This window comes from Methylomagnum ishizawai (assembly GCF_019670005.1).
Classification (GTDB): domain Bacteria; phylum Pseudomonadota; class Gammaproteobacteria; order Methylococcales; family Methylococcaceae; genus Methylomagnum; species Methylomagnum ishizawai.
The window spans coordinates 2,650,524-2,670,473 of record NZ_AP019783.1; the positions used below are offsets into that span (position 1 = coordinate 2,650,524).

9 protein-coding genes are annotated in these 19,950 nt (G+C 64.2%); 6 read left to right on the top strand and 3 right to left on the bottom strand.

The annotated features are described in order from the left end of the window. Positions 1-168: 168 nt before the first annotated feature. Positions 169-2,670, bottom strand: a complete 2,502-nt coding sequence (locus K5658_RS11990; RefSeq protein WP_221063368.1) for a glycosyltransferase — start codon at positions 2,668-2,670, stop codon at positions 169-171. 154 nt (positions 2,671-2,824) lie between these two features. Continuing rightward, entirely contained in the window at positions 2,825-4,699 is a 1,875-nt protein-coding gene (gene rpoD, locus K5658_RS11995; RefSeq protein ID WP_281425886.1) for an RNA polymerase sigma factor RpoD, read from the bottom strand. A gap of 161 nt (positions 4,700-4,860) precedes the next feature. Here rpoD and K5658_RS12000 point away from each other — a divergent pair, with 161 nt between their 5' ends. Continuing rightward, complete coding sequence (locus K5658_RS12000; RefSeq protein ID WP_221063370.1) at positions 4,861-5,217, top strand: hypothetical protein; 357 nt, start codon at positions 4,861-4,863, stop codon at positions 5,215-5,217. 192 nt (positions 5,218-5,409) lie between these two features. Here K5658_RS12000 and K5658_RS12005 read toward each other — a convergent pair whose 3' ends face one another. Continuing rightward, on the bottom strand, positions 5,410-7,695 hold the full coding sequence (locus tag K5658_RS12005; RefSeq protein WP_221063371.1) for a DUF1631 domain-containing protein: 2,286 nt from the start codon (positions 7,693-7,695) through the stop codon (positions 5,410-5,412). Between the two features lie 492 nt (positions 7,696-8,187). Between K5658_RS12005 and K5658_RS12010 the strand changes: the two genes are divergently transcribed. The 5 genes from K5658_RS12010 (at position 8,188) to K5658_RS12030 (ending at position 19,933) form a co-directional block, all read left to right on the top strand. Next, positions 8,188-10,878, top strand: coding sequence for a methyl-accepting chemotaxis protein (locus tag K5658_RS12010; protein WP_221063372.1), 2,691 nt, complete (start codon positions 8,188-8,190; stop codon positions 10,876-10,878). Positions 10,879-11,204: 326 nt separating this feature from the next. Then, positions 11,205-13,250, top strand: a complete 2,046-nt coding sequence (locus K5658_RS12015) for a HAMP domain-containing methyl-accepting chemotaxis protein (RefSeq protein WP_221063373.1) — start codon at positions 11,205-11,207, stop codon at positions 13,248-13,250. A 636-nt stretch (positions 13,251-13,886) separates the two neighbouring features. After that, positions 13,887-17,132 (top strand): methyl-accepting chemotaxis protein, encoded by a 3,246-nt coding sequence (locus K5658_RS12020; protein ID WP_221063374.1) that lies wholly within the window; start codon positions 13,887-13,889, stop codon positions 17,130-17,132. Positions 17,133-17,448: 316 nt separating this feature from the next. Then, positions 17,449-17,979, top strand: a complete 531-nt coding sequence (locus tag K5658_RS12025; RefSeq protein ID WP_221063375.1) for a chemotaxis protein CheW — start codon at positions 17,449-17,451, stop codon at positions 17,977-17,979. 214 nt (positions 17,980-18,193) lie between these two features. Then, a complete protein-coding gene (locus K5658_RS12030; RefSeq protein WP_221063376.1) occupies positions 18,194-19,933 on the top strand; it encodes an ABC transporter ATP-binding protein/permease in 1,740 nt (579 codons plus the stop codon). The last annotated feature ends 17 nt before the right edge of the window (positions 19,934-19,950 follow it).

The following is a 19,950-nucleotide window of genomic DNA, read 5'->3' on the forward strand; positions in this document are numbered from 1 at the left end:
CATTATTGGCGATTGCAACATATCGTATCGTCAGAAGATTATGGCGCATTAGAAGCACGGCGATAGCGCCACCCACACCAGACAATCCCACGCCAAAACGCGGACCGGCCACGGCATGGCCCGCCCAGTCGGTACAGCCTAAGGGCGGAGGCCACGGGATTCAAGCCCTTAGAGGATTTGCCGGTACCACGCCATGACGGCCCCGATCCTAGCATCCCAACCATGCCTGGACTCCACCCTGGCCCGCCCGGCCTTGCCGCGCAACCGCCAGACCTCGGGCGCGTTCATGATATCGATCAAGGCCCAGGTCAGGCGTTCGACCACCGAACGCTGGCCGGTGGCCGGAATCAACAAACCCACCTCGGCATCGACGATATCCGCCGCTATCCCACAATCCAGGGCGATGACGGGCCGCGCCGCCGCCATGGCCCAAAGCAGGGCCGATCCCTGGGTTTCCCGCACCGCCGGCAGGCAGAACACATGGGCGCGGGCCAGTTCCGCCGCGACGCCGTCCTCGTCCAAAGCCCCCTTGAAACGCACGCAGGCCGAGATTTCCAGGGCTTCGGCCTCCGCCCGCAACGCCTCCTCCTGACCGCCCGCGCCGACCACGACCAATTCCACCGGGCTGCGGGCGCCGACCCTGGCGATGGCCGCGAGCAACATCGGGATGCCCTGGTCCGGCTCCAAAGGGCCGACGAACAACACCCGCAACGCCTGGGTGGCGGAAGGCGGCGCCGGCCAAGGCCCGGCGCGGAAACGTTCGTGATCGACGCCGTCCTCCAGCAGGATGCGGCAGCGTTCCCGGCAGGCGGCGGGGAGTCCCGCCAGGGTGGACGGGTTGGCCGCGAGGATCAGGCTGGCATGGCGGGTGGTCCGCAGCACCCAGTCGAACCAACCGCCCAGGGGGGCCGCGCCACGGACCGGACGCGGGTCTTGCAGGGCGATTTCGGGGAAGGCTTCCGGCACCGGGACAGCGCCGTTCCAGGGGCCGAGCGCCACGGGCAGGCCCAGCCGGTGCAGGCGGGTACAGGATAAGGGCGCGGCGGGGGTGAATTGGTGCGCCAAGTCCCACACCGCCCCGGCCATGCGGCGGCGGCGCAGGACGCCGAGCGCGGCGCTGTCGTAGAGCTGCCATTCCAAGGGCGACAGCGCATCGCCGCCTTCATGCTTGAACAGCCCATCCACCAGGCGGCGGACCCAGCCCGGCACCCAATCGGTGTCGATATAGATCACCGAGGAATCCGGCAAGGGGGCGCCGGCTGCTTCCAAGGCCGGGCGGTTGCGGCGGTGGGTGACCAGGGTCACGGGGCATTGCGCCGAAATACGCCGGTACCATTCCCAGCCGATGCGCGCGCTTGGATCGGCACCGGGGGCGCAATGATAAGCCGAGAGCAGGATGCGCGGCTTGGGCATGGCCAGGGGTCCGGGTTCGACCGGCACGGCGGGCGCCACGCTGGACACCACGCGGTCCAAGACCATCGGTGCCGCCGCGCCCGCCGGCATCGCCATCCCGCCCCGCCCCGCGGTTTCGGCCCGCGCCGGGGTTGCCCCGCCCGCCAACCCCAGCCGGATCAGCAAGGGCTCGACATCGTTGAGGAAGCGGTTCTGGCCGAAATAGCCGCGCAGCAAATCGCAGGCGCGTTTGGCGATGGCTTCCCGCTCGGCCTCGTGGGCGAGGTAATAAGCCACCTTCTCCTCGAAATCGGACAAGTCCCAGGCCAGCGGCACATAGGTTTCATAGGGCAGGAACACCTCGGGATAGCATTCGAGGTGGGACAGGTCCGGCTTGAGCAGCAAACAGCCCGCCGCCATGGCCTCGAAATCGCGCGGGGTGATTTCGCCCTGGCCGAACGGGCTGAAACAAATCCGGGTACGCAGCAATTCGGCCCGGTATTGGGCATAGGGCAGCTTGCCATCGGCCCGCACCCGGTAGCGTCCCGCCAGTTCGCCGGCCTTGTCCGAAGCCTCCTGGCGCATCGCGGCGTACCAAGCCGACCCCTCGGTATTGAAACGGGCCTGCACATCGATATCCCGGTCGCCGTTGGGGAACCCGCCCTGGAAGCGCGGCTGCAATTCCGGCGAAAAGGCGTAATGCGGCCCGAGCCACAGCTTGGACCAGAAACCGTCCGGGACCGGCCAGCGGTTCATGGGTTCGGCGGCACGCAGGCGGCGGGCGTAATGGTCGCCATGGTAGGCATCGCCCAGTAGGGTTTCCCGGTACAGGCGTTTCTCCTTCAGGACCTGTTTCTTGACATAGGCGTCAACCAGCGGGTCCAGGGCTTCGGCATAGGGCAGGCTGGTGGACGCGGAAGCGTCGAAATAGCCCAGCCGGGCGCTGGGGAAGATATTGCGGATGCGCCCGGCCAAGGCGGCCACCTCCCTGGGCGGAAGGCCGGCGCGGGCCTGGAAGCACACCGCGTCCACCGGCCCGGCATAGGGGTTCTTGCCCGCCTGGAACCGCGACAGCGGCAGTTCGCGGATATCGATGCCGTAACGGGCCGCCAAGTCGGCGCGGTGCCGCCAGAACGGGAACAGTTGCGCCCGGCCCAGGGGCGTGTCTTCGCTGATGAACAACCAGCGTTTGCGGCGGGAACCCAGGAAAGGCGTGAGGAAGCCCAGCGTATCGACGGAAACGCGGTGGGCCTGCCAGGACAGCGTGGCGATGCTCATGGGGTAAGCTCTGCTCGTTCTAGTTATGGAGGATAAAAGCCGGGCCGGGGGGCCGGGTGGGCGCGATTATCCCCGCATGGGCCGGGGAAAAAAATCCCCGCTGCCCACAAAAAACCCGGCCTAAGCCGGGTTTCGCGGTGGGGGGCGGGAGGGTTCAATCGATATCGAGGAAGGCCTTGAGATGCTCCGAACGGGTCGGATGGCGCAGCTTGCGGATGGCCTTGGCCTCGATCTGGCGGATGCGCTCGCGGGTCACGTCGAACTGCTTGCCGACTTCCTCCAAGGTATGGTCGGTCTTCATGTCGATGCCGAAGCGCATCCTGAGCACCTTGGATTCGCGCTCGGTCAGGCAGGCCAGGACCTGCTTGGTGGCCTCCTGCAAACCGGCCACGGTGGCGGATTCAATGGGCGACATCACCTGCGAATCCTCGATGAAATCGCCGAGATGGGTGTCGCCCTCATCGCCCACCGGGGTCGCCATGGAAATCGGCTCCTTGGCGATCTTCAACACCTTGCGGACCTTGTCCTCCGGCATCTCCATGCGGTTGGCGATTTCCTCCGGGGTAGCGTTGCGGCCGGTCTGTTGCAGGATCAGGCGCGAGGTGCTGTTGATCTTGTTGATGGTCTCGATCATATGCACCGGCACCCGGATGGTGCGGGCCTGGTCGGCGATGGCACGGGTCACGGCCTGGCGGATCCACCAGGTGGCGTAGGTCGAGAATTTATAGCCGCGGCGGTACTCGAACTTATCGACCGCCCGCATCAGGCCGATATTGCCCTCCTGGATCAGGTCCAGGAATTGCATCCCGCGGTTGATGTATTTCTTGGCGATGGAGATCACCAAGCGCAGGTTGGCTTCGATCATTTCCTGCTTGGCAAGCCTAGCCTGGCGCTCGGCGGCGGACACCCGGCGATGGATTTCCTTGATGGTCGAGGCCCCGAGGCCGTTCTCCTTCTCCACCTGGCCGATGATCGCCTGGGCCTGCTTGATCTCGTCCACGCGCCGGGACAGGACTCCAGCGTAGGGTTTGCCGGAGGCGATCACGTCGTCGATCCAGCCCGGATCGGACTCCCGGCCCACGAAGCTGGACACGAACACCTCCTTGGGCATCTTGGCATGGCCCACGGCCCAATCCATGAGGACCCGTTCCTGCTCGCGGATGCGCTCGATGGCCGAACTCAGGGTCTCGGTCAGTTCCTTCATGAACTGCGGGGTCTTCTTGAATTCCAGGAAGCCCTCGGCCAGTTTGTCGAAAGCGGCCTGGGTGCGTTCGTCGCCGTGGCCGTGTTTCTTGCGGGCGCTCAGCGCGGCGGCGTATTGCTTCTTGAAGGCGGCGAGCTTTTCCTTGACCAGCTCGATATCCGGACCGGTGTCGGCCTCCTCCAGCAACTCGGCCGCGGCCTCGTCGTCGGCGACGGCGGCGACCTCGTCGGGCGGCGGCACCGGATCGTCGTCGCGGCTGGGATCGACCAACTCGGTGATGAGGTCGGCCAGCGCCCCTTCGCCCGCCTCCAGCCGGTCGAACGCGCCGATGAAGCGGTCCATGGCCGGGGAGAAACGGACCAATTCGCGGGCGGCTTGGTTGATGCCTTCCTCGATGCGCTTGGCGATGGCCAGTTCCCCGGCCCGGCTCAGCAATTCCACCGCGCCCATCTCGCGCATATACATCCGCACGGGGTCGGTGCTGGGAATCTTGCCCGCGTCGGACAGGACCATCGCCGCCACCTCGGCGGCCTCCTCGACCTCCTCCTCGGCATCCTGGTCGACCCCCACCACGGTGTCGGTGATGGTGTCGATATCGGGTGCCTCGTCATGGACCTCGATGCCCATGTCGTTGATCATGCTGATGATGTCTTCCATCTGTTCGGGATCGGAGACATTCCCGGGCAGGTGGTCGTTGACTTCTGCGTAGGTGAGAAATCCTTGAGCCTTGCCTTTGGCAATAAGTTCTTTCAGCTGGGATTGCTGCTGTTCAAGCGTCATGAGTGCCTCGCGTGCGCGTCGCCATTGAAAAGCGGAACGTTCCAAAATAACATAAAAAGGCTATTGGTTTCAAGGCATTATATCCAAATATGAAAAAATCCGGGGGATGTGGCGACTATGCCGCGTAGCGGCGCCGCAACATGCGGCCCAGCCAACCCCGCCATCGCCAACAAAAAAATCCTCCGCCCTGGGAATATCTTCCGACCATGAACATCCTATCCAAACTCGCGACCTCCCTGGTTTCGGCCTCGGCCCTGGCGGGCTGCACCTCCTTCGTCATCCAGCAACAGGGCAAACCCTGGCCGGGGCATTATGCGGATTGCCCCGGCGTCTACACCCTCAGCCGGATGGAATGGGCCGCGCTGTCCTGGGCGGTGTCGGGCGAGCCGAAACCCGGCGACACCTGCCTGAAACACTATTACGCCAAGGCCGACCGGGACGGGTTCTACCGCGACATCAACCAATACATGGCCCCGTTCTACGTGCTGAGCCTGCCCGCCGACGCCATGGTGGACACAATGGCCCTGCCCTTCACCCTGCCGACGGCGCTGGCCGACGATTAGACCCCCGCGCCACCCGGCGGATTCCCCCCCGAGCCGCGCCGCCCGGTACACGGGCCGGACCGTAGAAATGGCGGCGATCGCGCAAAATTCAAGGATAGCCGGTTCCGGGAGCCGCGCCCCCGCGCAAAACAAAACTCCCCAGGCCGGGTGGCGCCCGGCCTGGGGAGTGGGTGGGATGGGACGGGCCCGCGCCTAGACCGCGGCGTTCAATAGGGCTTCTTTGGGCGGCGATTCCCGCAGGCGGCTCAGCAAGCCGTGCAAGGCCCGGTCCATCAAGGGCACCGTGCCGCCCTCGATGAGCTGGATGCCGCCTTCGCCCAGGCGCTTCGCCAATTCCACCAGGGGGATTTCCGCCACTTTGCACCCCTTGCGGTTGACGAACACATAGGTCGAGGTGAGCTGGCTCTTCCAGGACAGCTTGGCCCGCGTCCGCGACCCGCCATCGCGGAATTCGACCCATTCGCCGACGCCGAGCCCACGGGCCTTGTCCATGGCGGCGGGGTCGATGCCCGCGGCGATATCCTCGACCTGGAAGCCCTCTAGCCCGGTGAAGTCGGACAGCGAGAACGCTTCCACATCGGGCAGGTTGGCGCGGATATCGACGATGGCCCGCGCCAATTCGGGGTCGCGGATCTCGACCTTGCCGGGCCGCTCCACCGGGGCGGGATCGGCCACCGGCACCGGCTCCGCGCCTTCCAGCGGCCTGGACAGCCGGGTGATATGGCAGGCCCGCAAATCCTTGAGGATGGTGACCACGGCCTGCGGGTCCAGGGAGAGGACCTCCAGCCCGACCTTGATGGATTTGAGCAGCGGGGGGATGGTGTTCACCAGTTCCGCACGGTGGGCGGCATCCACCGGCACGGTCACGCTCCATACCAGCCTGTCCATCACCGCCAGGGAGTTCTCCCAATCGGCGGGGGTTCTATCGCGGCGCAGATAGCCCAGCACCAACACATCCTTCCAGATATTGAACAAGAAGGAACGCACCACCGCCGGGGTGGACTTGCCATGCAGGCGCGAGGCGATTTCATAGGCCACCTTGTGCTTGACGATCCGCATCTGCTCCTTGCTCTGGGTGGCCTGGCGGGCGCGCTCCTCGGCGACGCCGCTGCGTTGGTTCTCTTTCTGCATGAAGGCGGTGAACTCGTCCAACAGCTCCGAGAACAGGTTCACATCCTGGTCGAACTGGTCCAGCACCCGATGGACCGTGGCCTCGATGCGCTTGAACACCGGGTTCTCGGCGATGCCCTCGCCCGGATCGAGCCCGATGCCGGCCTGGGCCAGCGCGTTCAGCAACAGGCGCACCGGATGGTTCTTGCGGCCCAACAGCGATTTTTCCAGGATCGCCACCTTGATGACCGGGATTTGCAGGCGCGAGATCAGCGCCTTGACCGAATCGGGCAGATTGTCGTCGGCCAGGATGAACTCGAACAGCAAGGACACCATGTCGATCAGGTCTTCCTCGCGGCGGGCGATGGGACGGGCGTCCTCGGCCCGCGCCGCCCGCAGTTGCCGGTGCAGGTAGCCCTTCACGGCGTCGGCCCGGGCCACCCCCGGCTGTTGCAATAGGTTCAGCGCGCTCAACACCTCGCCCGTGGCGAAGGTCGGCCCGGTGTAATCGGCGGGATGGAAGCTGGGCAGCCCCATCCGCGCCCGCCAATCGCCCATCAGGCCTTCCAGGGCGGCGAAGGCTTCCAGGTAGGACGATTGGCCCTCGTCCGAACCGTCCAGGTAGGCCGCGGCGGCCTCGCCGGAACGGGCGGCCAGTCCGCCCGCCGGCAGGGGAACCCAGCGGGGCGTCGCGGCCAGCTTGGGCAGGACGCCTTGCTGGATCAGGCCAGCGTTCGCCTCGCGGTAGAACCCGCCCAAAGCGGCCACCACGACTTGGTCATAGAGCTTGTAGACCAACAGCCTGACCGGCAAATCCAGGGCCAAGGGCCGCAAGGCCTGGCCCAGGGCGTGGCAGAGGGCTTCGGGCGAGAGCGGATTCTCCTCCGGCGCGATCTCGTCCCGGCCCGCCATATGGGCCAGGCGGGCATCGAGGGCTTGCAGTTCGCGCTGGAACAACCCCCTGCCCTTGTCCACCATGCCTTTGATGGCCAATTCCTCTTCCAGCGCCGCCTCCTCCACCAGGGACAGTTCGGCCCCGGACAGGGAAGCCTCGGGTTTGGCCGGGCGCTGGGCGGCCTGCCTCCAGAATTCGTCGAAGGCCCGGACCACCCCCAGCGCGTATTGCGCCCGGACCGGGTTGGCTTCGAGGCGCAGATAGCGCATGGCCTCGAAATATTGGGTTTGTTCGGCGTTGGTTTTGGCCATGCCTGACAATTTGAAGAGTTGGTCGTCCACCACCGCGAGATGGTCTTTCATCTGCTGGTCCAGATGCCTTTGGAGCAGGACCCTCAATTCCGCCGCCGCGTGATGGATAGGCCGCTCCCGTGCCACATCGAAGTCCACGACTTTGAGGTTTTCTGTTCCCATGATCGCCCCCGGGATTCGCATGCCGTTATGTGTGGGATCGTTGACGCTGCCGTATACAGTAGCGTCCGTGGCCCGGGGCGACAGTGAAGCGAATCACAGAACTGGGAGGGCTACCGTAAAAACCCCAGCCCCTGGCTCTGGATTTGCAAATCGCGGCAACTCGACTATTCCTAGGACAAACTGTGTGGTTTTTTCCGCACCCCCCCTGGGTCCGGCGGAAACCGCCCGGATTTTAGCCACGCATGGCGACACAGCATAAACCGCTTAAACCAATATTGCACCTCATCATTTATATGACAGCCAAGATACATTACATAATCGATGCCCCACCCCTCCACCAACCAGAAAGCACCAACGCCACAGACCACCCCAGGCCGGGGTACAGCCCTATCCACCCAGAATGGAATTGAACCCGGAAGCAGCGGGACCCACCCCATCTTGGCCCCGCAACCTCCAACCCCAAGGCCCAAGACACGATCCAGGAAAATACCCATGACACTCAAACAACGCTTCTATTGGCTTATCGGAGGCATCGCGCTCGGATACATCGTCCTGGCCGGACTCAACCTCTATCAAATCAACCGGGTGTTCGACGCCACCAACTACGTCAACGTCAACAGCACACCCAGCCTGGCGCTGATCTACCGGGCCATGACCGATGCCCGCGACACCCAGAAAGCAGCCAAAGACCATATCGCCGGCACCGCGCCGGTCGGCCAGTTGGAGCAAGTGTTAGGGAAATACCGCGCGGACACGGCGCAGGCCTGGCGGGAATACCTCCCCTTGGTCTCCAATGCCGAAGACCAGCGGCGGCTGGACGCCGACCAAGCAACGGCGCGGGAATTCTATGGCGCGGTCGAGAACCTGGCGAAACTCTCGACCGCCGGCCAAAAGGCCGAGGCCTTGGCCCAGTTCAACGCCCTGCAAACCCGCATCGACCCCCTGAACCAGGCGCTGGACGAGCATTTCCAATTCAAGATCGACCTGGGCAACCAATTCGCCATGACGGGGGAATCCACCAAGAGCGACGCCGGCTACTGGAACGTGGGTAGCGTGGCCGTGATCCTGCTCGCGATTTGCGGGCTGGCCTGGCTAATCCTCGAGCGGCTCCGCCGCACCCTGGGCGGGGAACCCGCGCTGGCGACCAGCATCGCCAGCCAGATCGCCGACGGCGACCTGTCCGCCACCATCGAACTCCAGCCCGGCGACACCACCAGCCTGCTCGCCGCCATATGCCGGATGTCGCAAGCCCTGCAAACCCTCATCGCCGAGATGAACCACATGTCGCACCAGCACGACCTGGGCGATATCGACGTCGCCATCGACGCCGCCAAGTTCAAGGGCGCCTACCGCACCATGGCCGAGGGCGTCAACACCATGGTATCCGGCCACATCGCCGTCAAGAAAAAAGCCATGGCCTGCTTCCAGGCCTTCGGCGAGGGCGACATGGACGCCCAGATCGAACAATTCCCCGGCAAGAAGCGCTTCATCAACGACACCGTCGAGCAGGTCCGTGTCAACATCAAAACCCTCATCGCCGAGATGAACCACATGTCGCACCAGCACGACCTGGGCGATATCGACGTCGCCATCGACGCCGCCAAGTTCAAGGGCGCCTACCGCACCATGGCCGAGGGCGTCAACACCATGGTGTTCGGCCACATCGCCGTCAAGAAAAAAGCCATGGCCTGCTTCCAGGCCTTCGGCGAGGGCGACATGGACGCCCAGATCGAGCAATTCCCCGGCAAGAAGCGCTTCATCAACGACACCGTCGAGCAGGTCCGTGTCAACATCAAAACCCTCATCGCCGAGATGAACCACATGTCGCACCAGCACGACCTGGGCGATATCGACGTCGCCATCGACGCCGCCAAGTTCAAGGGCGCCTACCGCACCATGGCCGAGGGCGTCAACACCATGGTGTTCGGCCACATCGCCGTCAAGAAAAAAGCCATGGCCTGCTTCCAGGCCTTCGGCGAGGGCGACATGGACGCCCAGATCGAGCAGTTCCCCGGCAAGAAGCGCTTCATCAACGACACCGTCGAGCAGGTCCGCGCCAACATCAAAGCCCTGGTCGAGGACGCCGCCCTGCTGGCCCAGGCCGCCCTGGCCGGCGAACTGGCCGTCCGGGCCGACACCGCGCGCCACCGCGGCGATTACCGCAGGATCGTGGAAGGCATGAACCGCACCCTCGCCGCCGTCGCCGAACCCATCGACGAAATCCGCCAAGCCATGGCCCGCGTGGCCCAGGGCGACCTCGACGCCGCCATCGAGGGCGACTACCGGGGCAGCTTCAGGGAGCTGAGCCGGGCCATCAACGACACCTTGCGCCAACTCGCCAAGACCCTGGGCGAGGTCAACAATGTGGCCGAGGCCCTGTCCTCGGCTTCCGAGCAGGTCAGCGCCACCTCGCAGAACCTGTCCCAGGCCGCTTCCGAACAGGCGGCCGGCGTGGAGGAAATCTCCAGTTCCATGGAACAAATGTCCGCCTCCATCGACCAGAACCGCGACAACGCCAAGACCACCGACGGCATCGCCGACAAGGCCGCCCAGGCCGCCACCGAAGGTGGCGAGGCGGTGATTCTCACCGTCGGGGCCATGAAGCAGATCGCCGACAAGATCGGCATCGTCGACGACATCGCCTACCAGACCAACCTGCTGGCGCTCAACGCCGCCATCGAGGCCGCGCGGGCGGGGGAACATGGCAAGGGCTTCGCCGTGGTCGCGGCGGAGGTCAGGCGGCTGGCCGAGCGCGCCCAGATCGCGGCGCGGGAAATCGGTGAACTGGCCAAATCCAGCGTCGATATGGCCGAACGGGCCGGCACGCTGCTGGACCAAATCGTGCCCGCCATCCAGCAAACCGCCGGTTTGGTCCAGGAAATCGCGGCGGCTTCCGAGGAGCAATCCAGCGGGGGACGCCAAATCTCCGAGGCCATGAGCGAACTCAGCAAGACCACCCAGCAGAACGCCGCCGCCTCCGAGCAACTGTCCGCCACCGCCGAGGAAATGAGCGGCCAAGCCCTCGAACTCCAACATTCCCTGGGCTTCTTCAAGCTCTCCGACCCAACCGGGCGGCGCAGGGCGGCGTCGGCTCGCACCGGCAAACCTAGAGTCAAACGCCCATCTCCCCTAGCCACGGGTTCGGACCTCGACATCGACGAACAAGGTTTCTCCCAGTTTTAAGCGGCCTTGGGCAAAACCGGCGGTTCCTGGCTTTCCAAAGCCAGGAAAACCGACCGGTACGGCCTCTCCAAAACCCACCCATAATGGCGGTCATACCGATTCCAACCAGCCCCCCATACTTCCGGCATCCGCCTCGAAATCCAAAACAAGCCAGCAGGCTTCATCGCCGCCATCCGCGCTTGCAAAATACCGAATCTGCGCTATCTATACGATGTCATTTACATTTCATTCGACCCGCCATCCCGGTCTTGGACAATAGCCCAGGATAAAACCGCCGGATAGCGCCTGCGTTTCTCCCCAGGCCATAACATGCGAGAGTACCCGCCATGACCGTCACCCAAAAAATGCTGCTGTTGGTGATCAGCGCCCTGCTGGGATTATTGTCCCTCGCGGCCTTCAACCAATACCAAACCGACCGGGTTTACACCGCGACCAACCTCGCCAATGTGAACAGCCTGCCCAGCTTGGTTTCCCTGGACACGGCCTATACCTCTTTGACCCAGGTCAGGATTTCGCTGTACCAGCATATCCTCAGCAGCGATAAGGCCAAGATGCAGGGTATCGAGCGGACCATCGCCGACGCGCGGGCGAAGATAGATACGGAACTGAAAAACTACGAAACCCACTTCATCGCCGACAAGGGCGACGAGGAATTATTGGACGCCGACCGCGCCGCGCTCAGGGAATACGATGTCCTGCGGGAAAAGGTGATGACACTGTCGAACACCGGCCAGAACGAGGAGGCCCGCAACCTCCTGGTCGCCAACCAAGCCGTCCTCGCCAACATCACCGCCGCCTTCGAGGAACACCGCAAATACAATGTCGATGTCGGCATCAGGAGCGCCCAAGAAGCGGCGGCGGTCAAGGACAGCGCCGCCCTGCTCTCCTGGCTGATCACCGCCGTGTCCCTGGGCTTGGTCGGCGGCATCGGCTTCGTGATCGCCCGTGGCTTGTTGCGGCAATTGGGCGGCGAGCCCGATCTGGCCGCGCACATCGCCAACCGCATCGCCATCGGCGATTTGTCCATCGCCATCGAAACCCGCCCCGGCGACACCTCAAGCCTGTTCGCCTCGATGAAGGGCATGTCCGCCTCCATCCAGGCCTTGATCGACGACACGCTGATGCTGGCCCAGGCCGCCCGCGACCTGAAGCTGGACACCCGCGCCGACGCCACCCGCCACCAGGGCGACTACCGCCGCATCATCCAGGGCGTCAACGACGCCCTCGACGCCCTCGTCCACCCGGTCAAAGCCCTGATCGCCGACGCCCACAAGCTGTCCGACGCGGTCGCCCAGGGCCAATTGACCGTCCGCGCCGACATCGACCCCCACCGGGGCGAATTCCGCCAGGTCGTCCAGGGCATGAACCACATCATGGCCGCCATCAACGAGCCCATGGAAGAAGTCCGCCAGACCATGGCCCGCGTGGCCCAGGGCGATATGACCGCCACCGTGGCGGGGCGCTATCAAGGCATGTTCCGCGAACTCAAGGAGGCCATCAACGGCACCCTGGGCACCCTTTCCAACACCCTCGCCGATGTACGCAACGTCGCCGACGCCCTCTCGTCCGCCTCCGAGCAGGTCAGTTCCACCTCGCAATCCCTGTCCCAGGCCGCCTCCGAACAAGCCGCCAGCGTCGAGGAAACCTCCAGTTCCATGGAACAGATGGCCGCCTCCATCGACCAGAACAAGGACAACGCCAAGACCACCGACTCCATCGCCGAGAAGGCCGCCAGCGAAGCCGCCGAGGGCGGCGAGGCCGTCTCCCGCACCGTCCAGGCCATGAAGCAGATCGCCGGCAAGATCGGCATCGTCGACGACATCGCCTACCAAACCAACCTGCTGGCGCTCAACGCCGCCATCGAGGCCGCACGGGCCGGCGACCACGGCAAGGGCTTCGCCGTGGTCGCCGCCGAGGTCAGGAAACTGGCCGAGCGCTCCCAGGTCGCCGCCCAGGAGATCGGCGAACTGGCCGAGTCCAGCGTCGCCATGGCCGAACGGGCCGGCACGCTCTTGAAGGAAATCGTGCCCTCGATCCAGAAGACCGCCGGGCTGGTCCAGGAAATCACCGCCGGCTCCGAGGAACAGGCCACGGGCGCGAAGCAAATCTCCGAGGCCATGAGCCAGCTCAACAAAACCACCCAGCAAAACAGCTCGTCCGCCGAGGAGCTTTCCGCCACCGCCGAGGAAATGAGCGGCCAAGCCCTCGAACTCCAGCGCACCCTGGGCTTCTTCAAGCTCTCCGCCGAACCCCCCTCGCGCAAGCCGATGCCGGACCGGGCCACCAAAACCGGAACCAAACGCCTATCGCCCAAGGAAATGGCTGCGGGGTTGGACCTCGATAATGGCGAACACGGTTTCGCCCAATTCTGATCCGGTGGGAAAACCCGAGGCAAACCCAGCGCCCGGTACCGACGGAAACCCAAACATGGCGGAATGCGAACCTTCAAAACCCTTCGCATTCCAAGCCATTTTGGGCGGATGGCATGGATGCCGGTGGTACCACATAGGGCCTAATCTTTCCACGTGATTACCCAAAGAAAAAGCCAGGATCATAATAACGATAAAAACGCTACAACCGCTTGCCGGCATTCCCAAATCCCCCCGCCCAATCCGCCGCCCCCATTATCGCCACCGGCCAGGTTTGCAAAATACCGAATCTAGGCTATCTATAGATAGTCCTTGCATGGGGTCCAGTCCGCAACAATGGCCCAAGCGAATACCCCCAGGACCAAGCCAAACCATAAGAATTCCGCGCAAAAATACCCGCCATGAACGCCACGACCGCTACCCAAAAAATCCCGGTTATAGCCCCTCCGCCGGGCCCCAACCAATATCCAACCAGCCGCGCATGGCTGGCCGGTTGCGAATCGCCCCACTTCGGCGGCGCCTAACAAGCGATTCACCCAACGACCGCTCCCTAACGGGAATCCAAACCAAGCCCGGCGCAGCGGCAGACCCATCCGCCCCTCTCCAGGCCGGTGGCGGGTCTCCAACAGAGAAACAGCTATGACTATCACCCACAAAATGCTTCTACTCATTGCCTCCACGCTGATCGGCCTCGCCGGCCTCATCGGCTTCAACCAGGCACAAATGGAACATATCTATGCGAAAACCAACTACACCAACATCAACAGCACGCCCAGCCTGATCCTGCTCAACACCATCGCTTCCGACTACTCCAACCTGCGCGCCCAGATATGGCAACACATCGCCGCGTCCGACAAGGACGTGATGGCCAACCTGGAGCGCAAAATGGCCGTGACCCGGGCCAAAATCGACGAGGGGTTCAAAAAATACGAGCCATTGATCTCGGATGAAACCGACCGGCAATTGCTGGCCAACGATATCGCGGCCATGTCCGAATACGACGCCCTGCGGGAAAAAATGCTGTCCACCTCGCGGCTGGGCCATAGCGAAGAAGCGCGGGACTTGCTGATGGCCGCCCAAACCACCGTCGTGCAAAAAGTCTACGAGGCGCTCACCGCCCACTTCCAATTCAATGTCGATCTAGGCAACCGCTTTTCCACCGAAGCGCTCGCCGCGAAGCAATCCGCCAGCCTATGGTCGCTGCTCCTCGGGGGCTTCACGGCCCTGGTCATCGGCGGCCTGGGCTGGTGGATCGCCCGCGACCTCATCGCGTCCCTGGTCCGGGTCCGCGGCATCGCGGCGGATATCGCCAAGGGCGATTTCAATAACGACATCGCGATCAACCGGCACGATGAAATCGGGCGGCTGCTGGAGGCGTTCGGCTCCATCCAGGACACCCTGCGCCGCATGGCGGAAGACGCCCTCATGCTGTCCAAGGCGGCGGTGGCAGGCAAGTTCGCCACCCGCGCCGACGCCTCGAAACACCAGGGCGACTACCGCAAGATCATCGAGGGCATCAACGCGACGCTCGACAGCGTGGTGGACAAACTGGAATGGTACCGTTCGATCATCGACGCCGTGCCCTTCCCCGTCCATGTCACCGACCTCGACATGAACTGGACCTTCCTCAACCGGGCCTTCGAGAAACTCATGGTCGAACAGGGCTATGTCCGCGACCGCCAGGACGCCACGGGCCGTCCCTGCTCCACCGCCAACGCCAATATCTGCAACACCAAGAACTGCGGCATCGCCCAACTCCGGACCGGCGTCAAGGAAAGCTTCTTCGAGTGGTGCGGCATGAGTTGCAAGCAGGACACCGCCCCGGTCCTCAACGCCAAGGGCGAAACCGTGGGCTATGTCGAGACCGTCACCGACCTCACCTCCACCCTCCGCGTCAAAAGCTATACCGAGCATCAGGTCGGCATCATCGCCAAGAACCTCGAAAACCTCGGCAAGGGCAACTTCGACCTCGACTTCAACCTACGCAAACCCGATCAATACACCCAGGGGGTCCACGCCCAATTCGACACCATCAACAAGAGCCTCGGGAACGCCAGCGGCGCGCTCGCCGCCCTGGTCGCCGACGCCCTGATGCTGTCCAAGGCGGCGGTGGAAGGCAAGCTCGCCACCCGCGCCGACGCCTCGAAACACCAGGGCGACTACCGCAAGATCGTCGAGGGCGTCAACGACACCCTCGACGCCGTCATCGGTCCCTTGAACATCGCGGCGGACTATGTCGACCGCATCGCCCGGGGCGACATCCCGCCCAAGATCGTCGATAGCTACAACGGCGACTTCAACACCATCAAGCACAACCTCAACCTCGCCATCGACAACGTCAACGCCCTGATCGAAGACGCCGGTTTGTTGACCCAAGCCGCCCGCGAGTTGAAGCTCGCCACCCGCGCCGACGCCACCAAGCACCAAGGCGACTACCGCAAGATCGTCCAGGGCGTCAACGACACCCTCGACGCCATCACCCATCCCATCAACGGGCTCATCGCCGAGATGACCCGCATGGCCAAGGAGCACGAAGCCGGCGATATCGATGCCAGCATCGACTCCGAACGGTTCCAAAGCGTCTTCAGGATCGTCGCCGAGAACGTCAACAAGATGGTGTTCGACCATATCGATGTGAAAAAACGCGCCATAGCGGTATTCCGCGAGTTCGGCGAAGGCAAAATGGACACCCCGTTCGAGCAATTACCGGGCAAGAAGCGCTTCATCAACGACGCCATCGAACAGGTCCGCGCCAACATCAAAACCCTGATCGAAGATGCCTCCTTGCTGGCCCAGGCCGCCTTGACCGGCGAACTGGCCGTCCGGGCCGACACCGCGCGCCACCGCGGCGATTTCCGCAGGATCGTCGAGGGCATGAACCAGACCCTCGCCGCCGTCGCCGGACCCATGGACGAAATCAGCCAAGCCATGGCCCGCGTCGCCCAGGGCGACCTCGGTGCCACCATCGAAGGCGACTACCGGGGTGATTTCAAAGAGCTGGGACAGACCATCAACGACACCTTGCATAAGCTTTCCAAGACCCTGGGCGAGGTCAACACCGTGGCCGAAACCCTGTCCTCGGCCTCCGAGCAGGTCAGCGCCACCTCGCAATCCCTGTCCCAGGCCGCCTCCACACAGGCCGCCAGCGTCGAGGAAATCTCCAGTTCCATGGAACAGATGGCCGCCTCCATCGACCAGAACAAGGACAACGCCAAGACCACCGACTCCATCGCCGAAAAAGCCGCCCGCGAGGCCACCGAGGGCGGCGAGGCCGTCTCCCGCACCGTCGGGGCCATGAAGCAGATCGCCGACAAGATCGGCATCGTCGACGACATCGCCTACCAGACCAACCTGCTGGCGCTCAACGCCGCCATCGAGGCCGCGCGGGCGGGGGAACATGGCAAGGGCTTCGCCGTGGTCGCCGCCGAGGTCAGGAAACTGGCCGAGCGTTCCCAGGTCGCCGCCCAGGAGATCGGCGAACTGGCCAAATCCAGCGTCGCCATGGCCGAACGGGCCGGCACGCTCCTGAAGGAAATCGTGCCCTCGATCCAGAAGACCGCCGGGCTGGTCCAGGAAATCACCGCCGGTTCCGAGGAACAGGCCATGGGCGCGAAGCAAATCTCCGAGGCCATGAACCAGTTCAACAAAACCACCCAGCAGAACGCCTCCGCCGCCGAGGAGCTTTCCGCCACCGCCGAGGAAATGAGCGACCAAGCCCTCGAACTCCAGCGCACCCTGGGCTTCTTCAAACTCTCCAACGAGACCGCGGCCGTGCGTCGCAAGCAACCGCCCACGCGGGGCTTCGGCCCATCCACCAAACCCCGCCCCTCCAGGCATAGTTTCCCGGATAGCGAATTCAACGAGCGCGGCTTCGCGCAATTCTGAACCCAGGACTGGGCGATGGGCATCGGCTTCCCATCGCCCCGTTTTCCCCCATCCCAAACCCTAGAATTCCCCCCAACCTATGAAAACCCAGAGTATCCGCCATGACCCTCATCCAGCCGGGATCGCTTTCCCCCTCAGGTACCGCCCCCCACGTGGCCATCCGCGACCCCGCGCCAAAACCCACCCCGTATCCACGGATTTCGGTCCGGAACGGACCGGCGACGCGCTAGGATTCGCGCAATTGCAGGAACGGGCCTAGACTCCCATCATCCACGACCGCGGCCGCGGATTCACCCCTTCACCGAGGAAACCCACCATGAGCCAGAACCTCCTGTCCCTCACCGAGGCGCAAGGCGCCGAAGAACAGCAATACTTGGTATTCACCCTGCGCGGCGAGTTGTTCGCCCTGGGGCTTTTGAACGTCCGCGAGATCATCGAATACAACCAGCTCACCGAGGTGCCGCTGATGCCGGACACGGTGCGCGGCGTCATCAACCTGCGGGGGGCGGTGGTGCCGGTGATCGACCTGTCGTCCAGCTTCTGGAAGCAACGCGCCACCCCAGGGAAGCGCACCTGCATCGTCATCGTGGAACTGGACGACAGCGCCAAGCAGCGGGTGATGGGCATCCTGGTGGACTCGGTCAACAAGGTGGTGGAAATCCCCCGCGCCGATATCGAGCCGCCACCCAGCTTCGGCACCAAGATCCGCACCGACTTCATCGCCGGGATGGGCAAGCTGGACGACCATTTCGTCATCATCCTCAACGCCGCGCGGGTGCTGAGCGTGGAGCAACTGGCCGCCCTCCAAGAGGATTTGCAGCAGGTGCCCGCCGAAGCGGTGGCTTAACGCCCACCGCCCCGGCCAGTCCAGCCCGGACGCCGCGCTGCGGAATCCGGGCCATCCCGCCCTTCCGCCCCCGCCCTTCCCCGCTCCCCGCCAACCCCGGCCCGCGCCGCCCGCCTTGACGCTGGCTCTCGGGAAAAGGACTATTTCCCGGCAAAGCCTTCCAAGACCCTGGCGACCGGACGGTACCGGGCCGCCACATCACCGAGAACAACTAATGAACGAACCCAAAATACCTATCGAGCGCAAGGTCTGGTCCCATTTCGTGGGGGAACTCAAAGCGCTGGGCACTTCGCCCCAGGGCGGCAAGGCCAAATTCCTGGCTGCGGGGCTGTTGGGCCTGCTGTTGGCGGTCAGCCTCTTGAACGTGGTGAACAGCTATGTCGGGCGCGATTTCATGACCGCCATCGAACACCACGACATGTCCGGCTTCATCGGCCAGGGACTGCTATACATCCTGGTGTTCGCGGGTTCGACCGGGGTCGCGGTGGTCTATCGCTATTGCGAGGAACGGCTGGGCCTCCTCTGGCGCGAATGGCTGACCCAGCGCTTCATCGCCCGCTATATCGAAACCCCGGTCTACCACCGCCTCAACGACCAGCTCATCGAGAACGGCGAGATCGCCAACCCCGACCAGCGCATCGCCGAGGATATCCGCGCCTTCGCCGTCACCACCCTGTCCTTCACCCTGATGGTGCTGAACGGGGCCATCACCGTGCTGGCCTTCGCGGGCGTGCTGTGGTCGATCAGCCCCTTGTTGTTCACGGTCGCCGTGGCCTATGCCGGGATCGGCTCCTACCTGACCATCGCCCTGGGCCGCCCCTTGGTCGGGCTGAACTTCAGCCAGTTCGACAAGGAGGCCAACTTCCGCTCCGACCTGATCCACGTCCGCAAGCACGCCGAATCCATCGCCCTGCTTTCCCGCGAGGGCCGGATCAAGGCCCGCTTGCTGCACCGGCTCGACGCCCTGGTCGAGAACTTCCAGCGCATCATCCTGGTGAACCGCAACCTGGGCTTCTTCACCACCGGCTACAACTACCTGCTGCAAATCATCCCGGCCCTGGTCGTGGCCCCGATGTTCATCCACAACCAAGTGGAATTCGGCGTCATCACCCAAGCGACCCTGGCCTTCGTGCAATTGCTGGGGGCGTTTTCCTTGATCGTGACCCAGTTCCAATCGATCTCGTCCTTCACCGCCGTCATCGCCCGGCTGGGTTCGCTGCTCGACGCCATCGAGCAAAGCCGCTCCGCCCACGGGGCCATCGAAATCGCGGAAGCCCCGGACGCGATCCGCTACCAAAACCTCACCCTCCACAGCCGCACCCAGGCCCAACCCTTGCTGCGCGGCCTGGACCTGGAAATTCCCCATGGCAAACGGCTGTTGGTGCTGGGACCGAGCCACGACGCCAAGGTCGCCCTGCTGCGGGCCACGGCGGGCATCTGGGCCTGGGGCGCGGGCCGGGTCCAGCGTCCCGGCAACGGCCAGACGCTGTTCCTGCCCGAGCGGCCCTATATGCCGCCCGGCACCCTGCGGGAAGCGCTGCTGCGGACGGGCAAGGAGGCGACCATCGGCGACGCGCAAATCCTGGCGATCTTGCGCGAATTCAACCTGGAAAGCCTGTTGGAACGCACCGGCGGGCTGGACAGCGAACAGGACTGGGACGAGCTCTTGTCGCTGGGGGAACAGCAATTGCTGGCCGCGGCCCGCTTGATCCTGGCCGAACCCCGCTTCGTGTTCCTGGACCGCATCAGCACGGCGCTCTCGCCCGAAGACGTGGCGATGCTGCTGGGGCTGCTCAACCACCGCGGCATCACCTACATCACCCTGGGCCATAGCCGCTTCGGGCGGCGCGGCGCGGACGACAAATTGGCGGATTACGACGCCATGCTGGAACTGGCCGGGGATGGTGGCTGGCGGGTCAGGAAGATCGAAGGTGGGAGGCTGGGCGAGGAATAGGCCGACGGGCCGTGGCC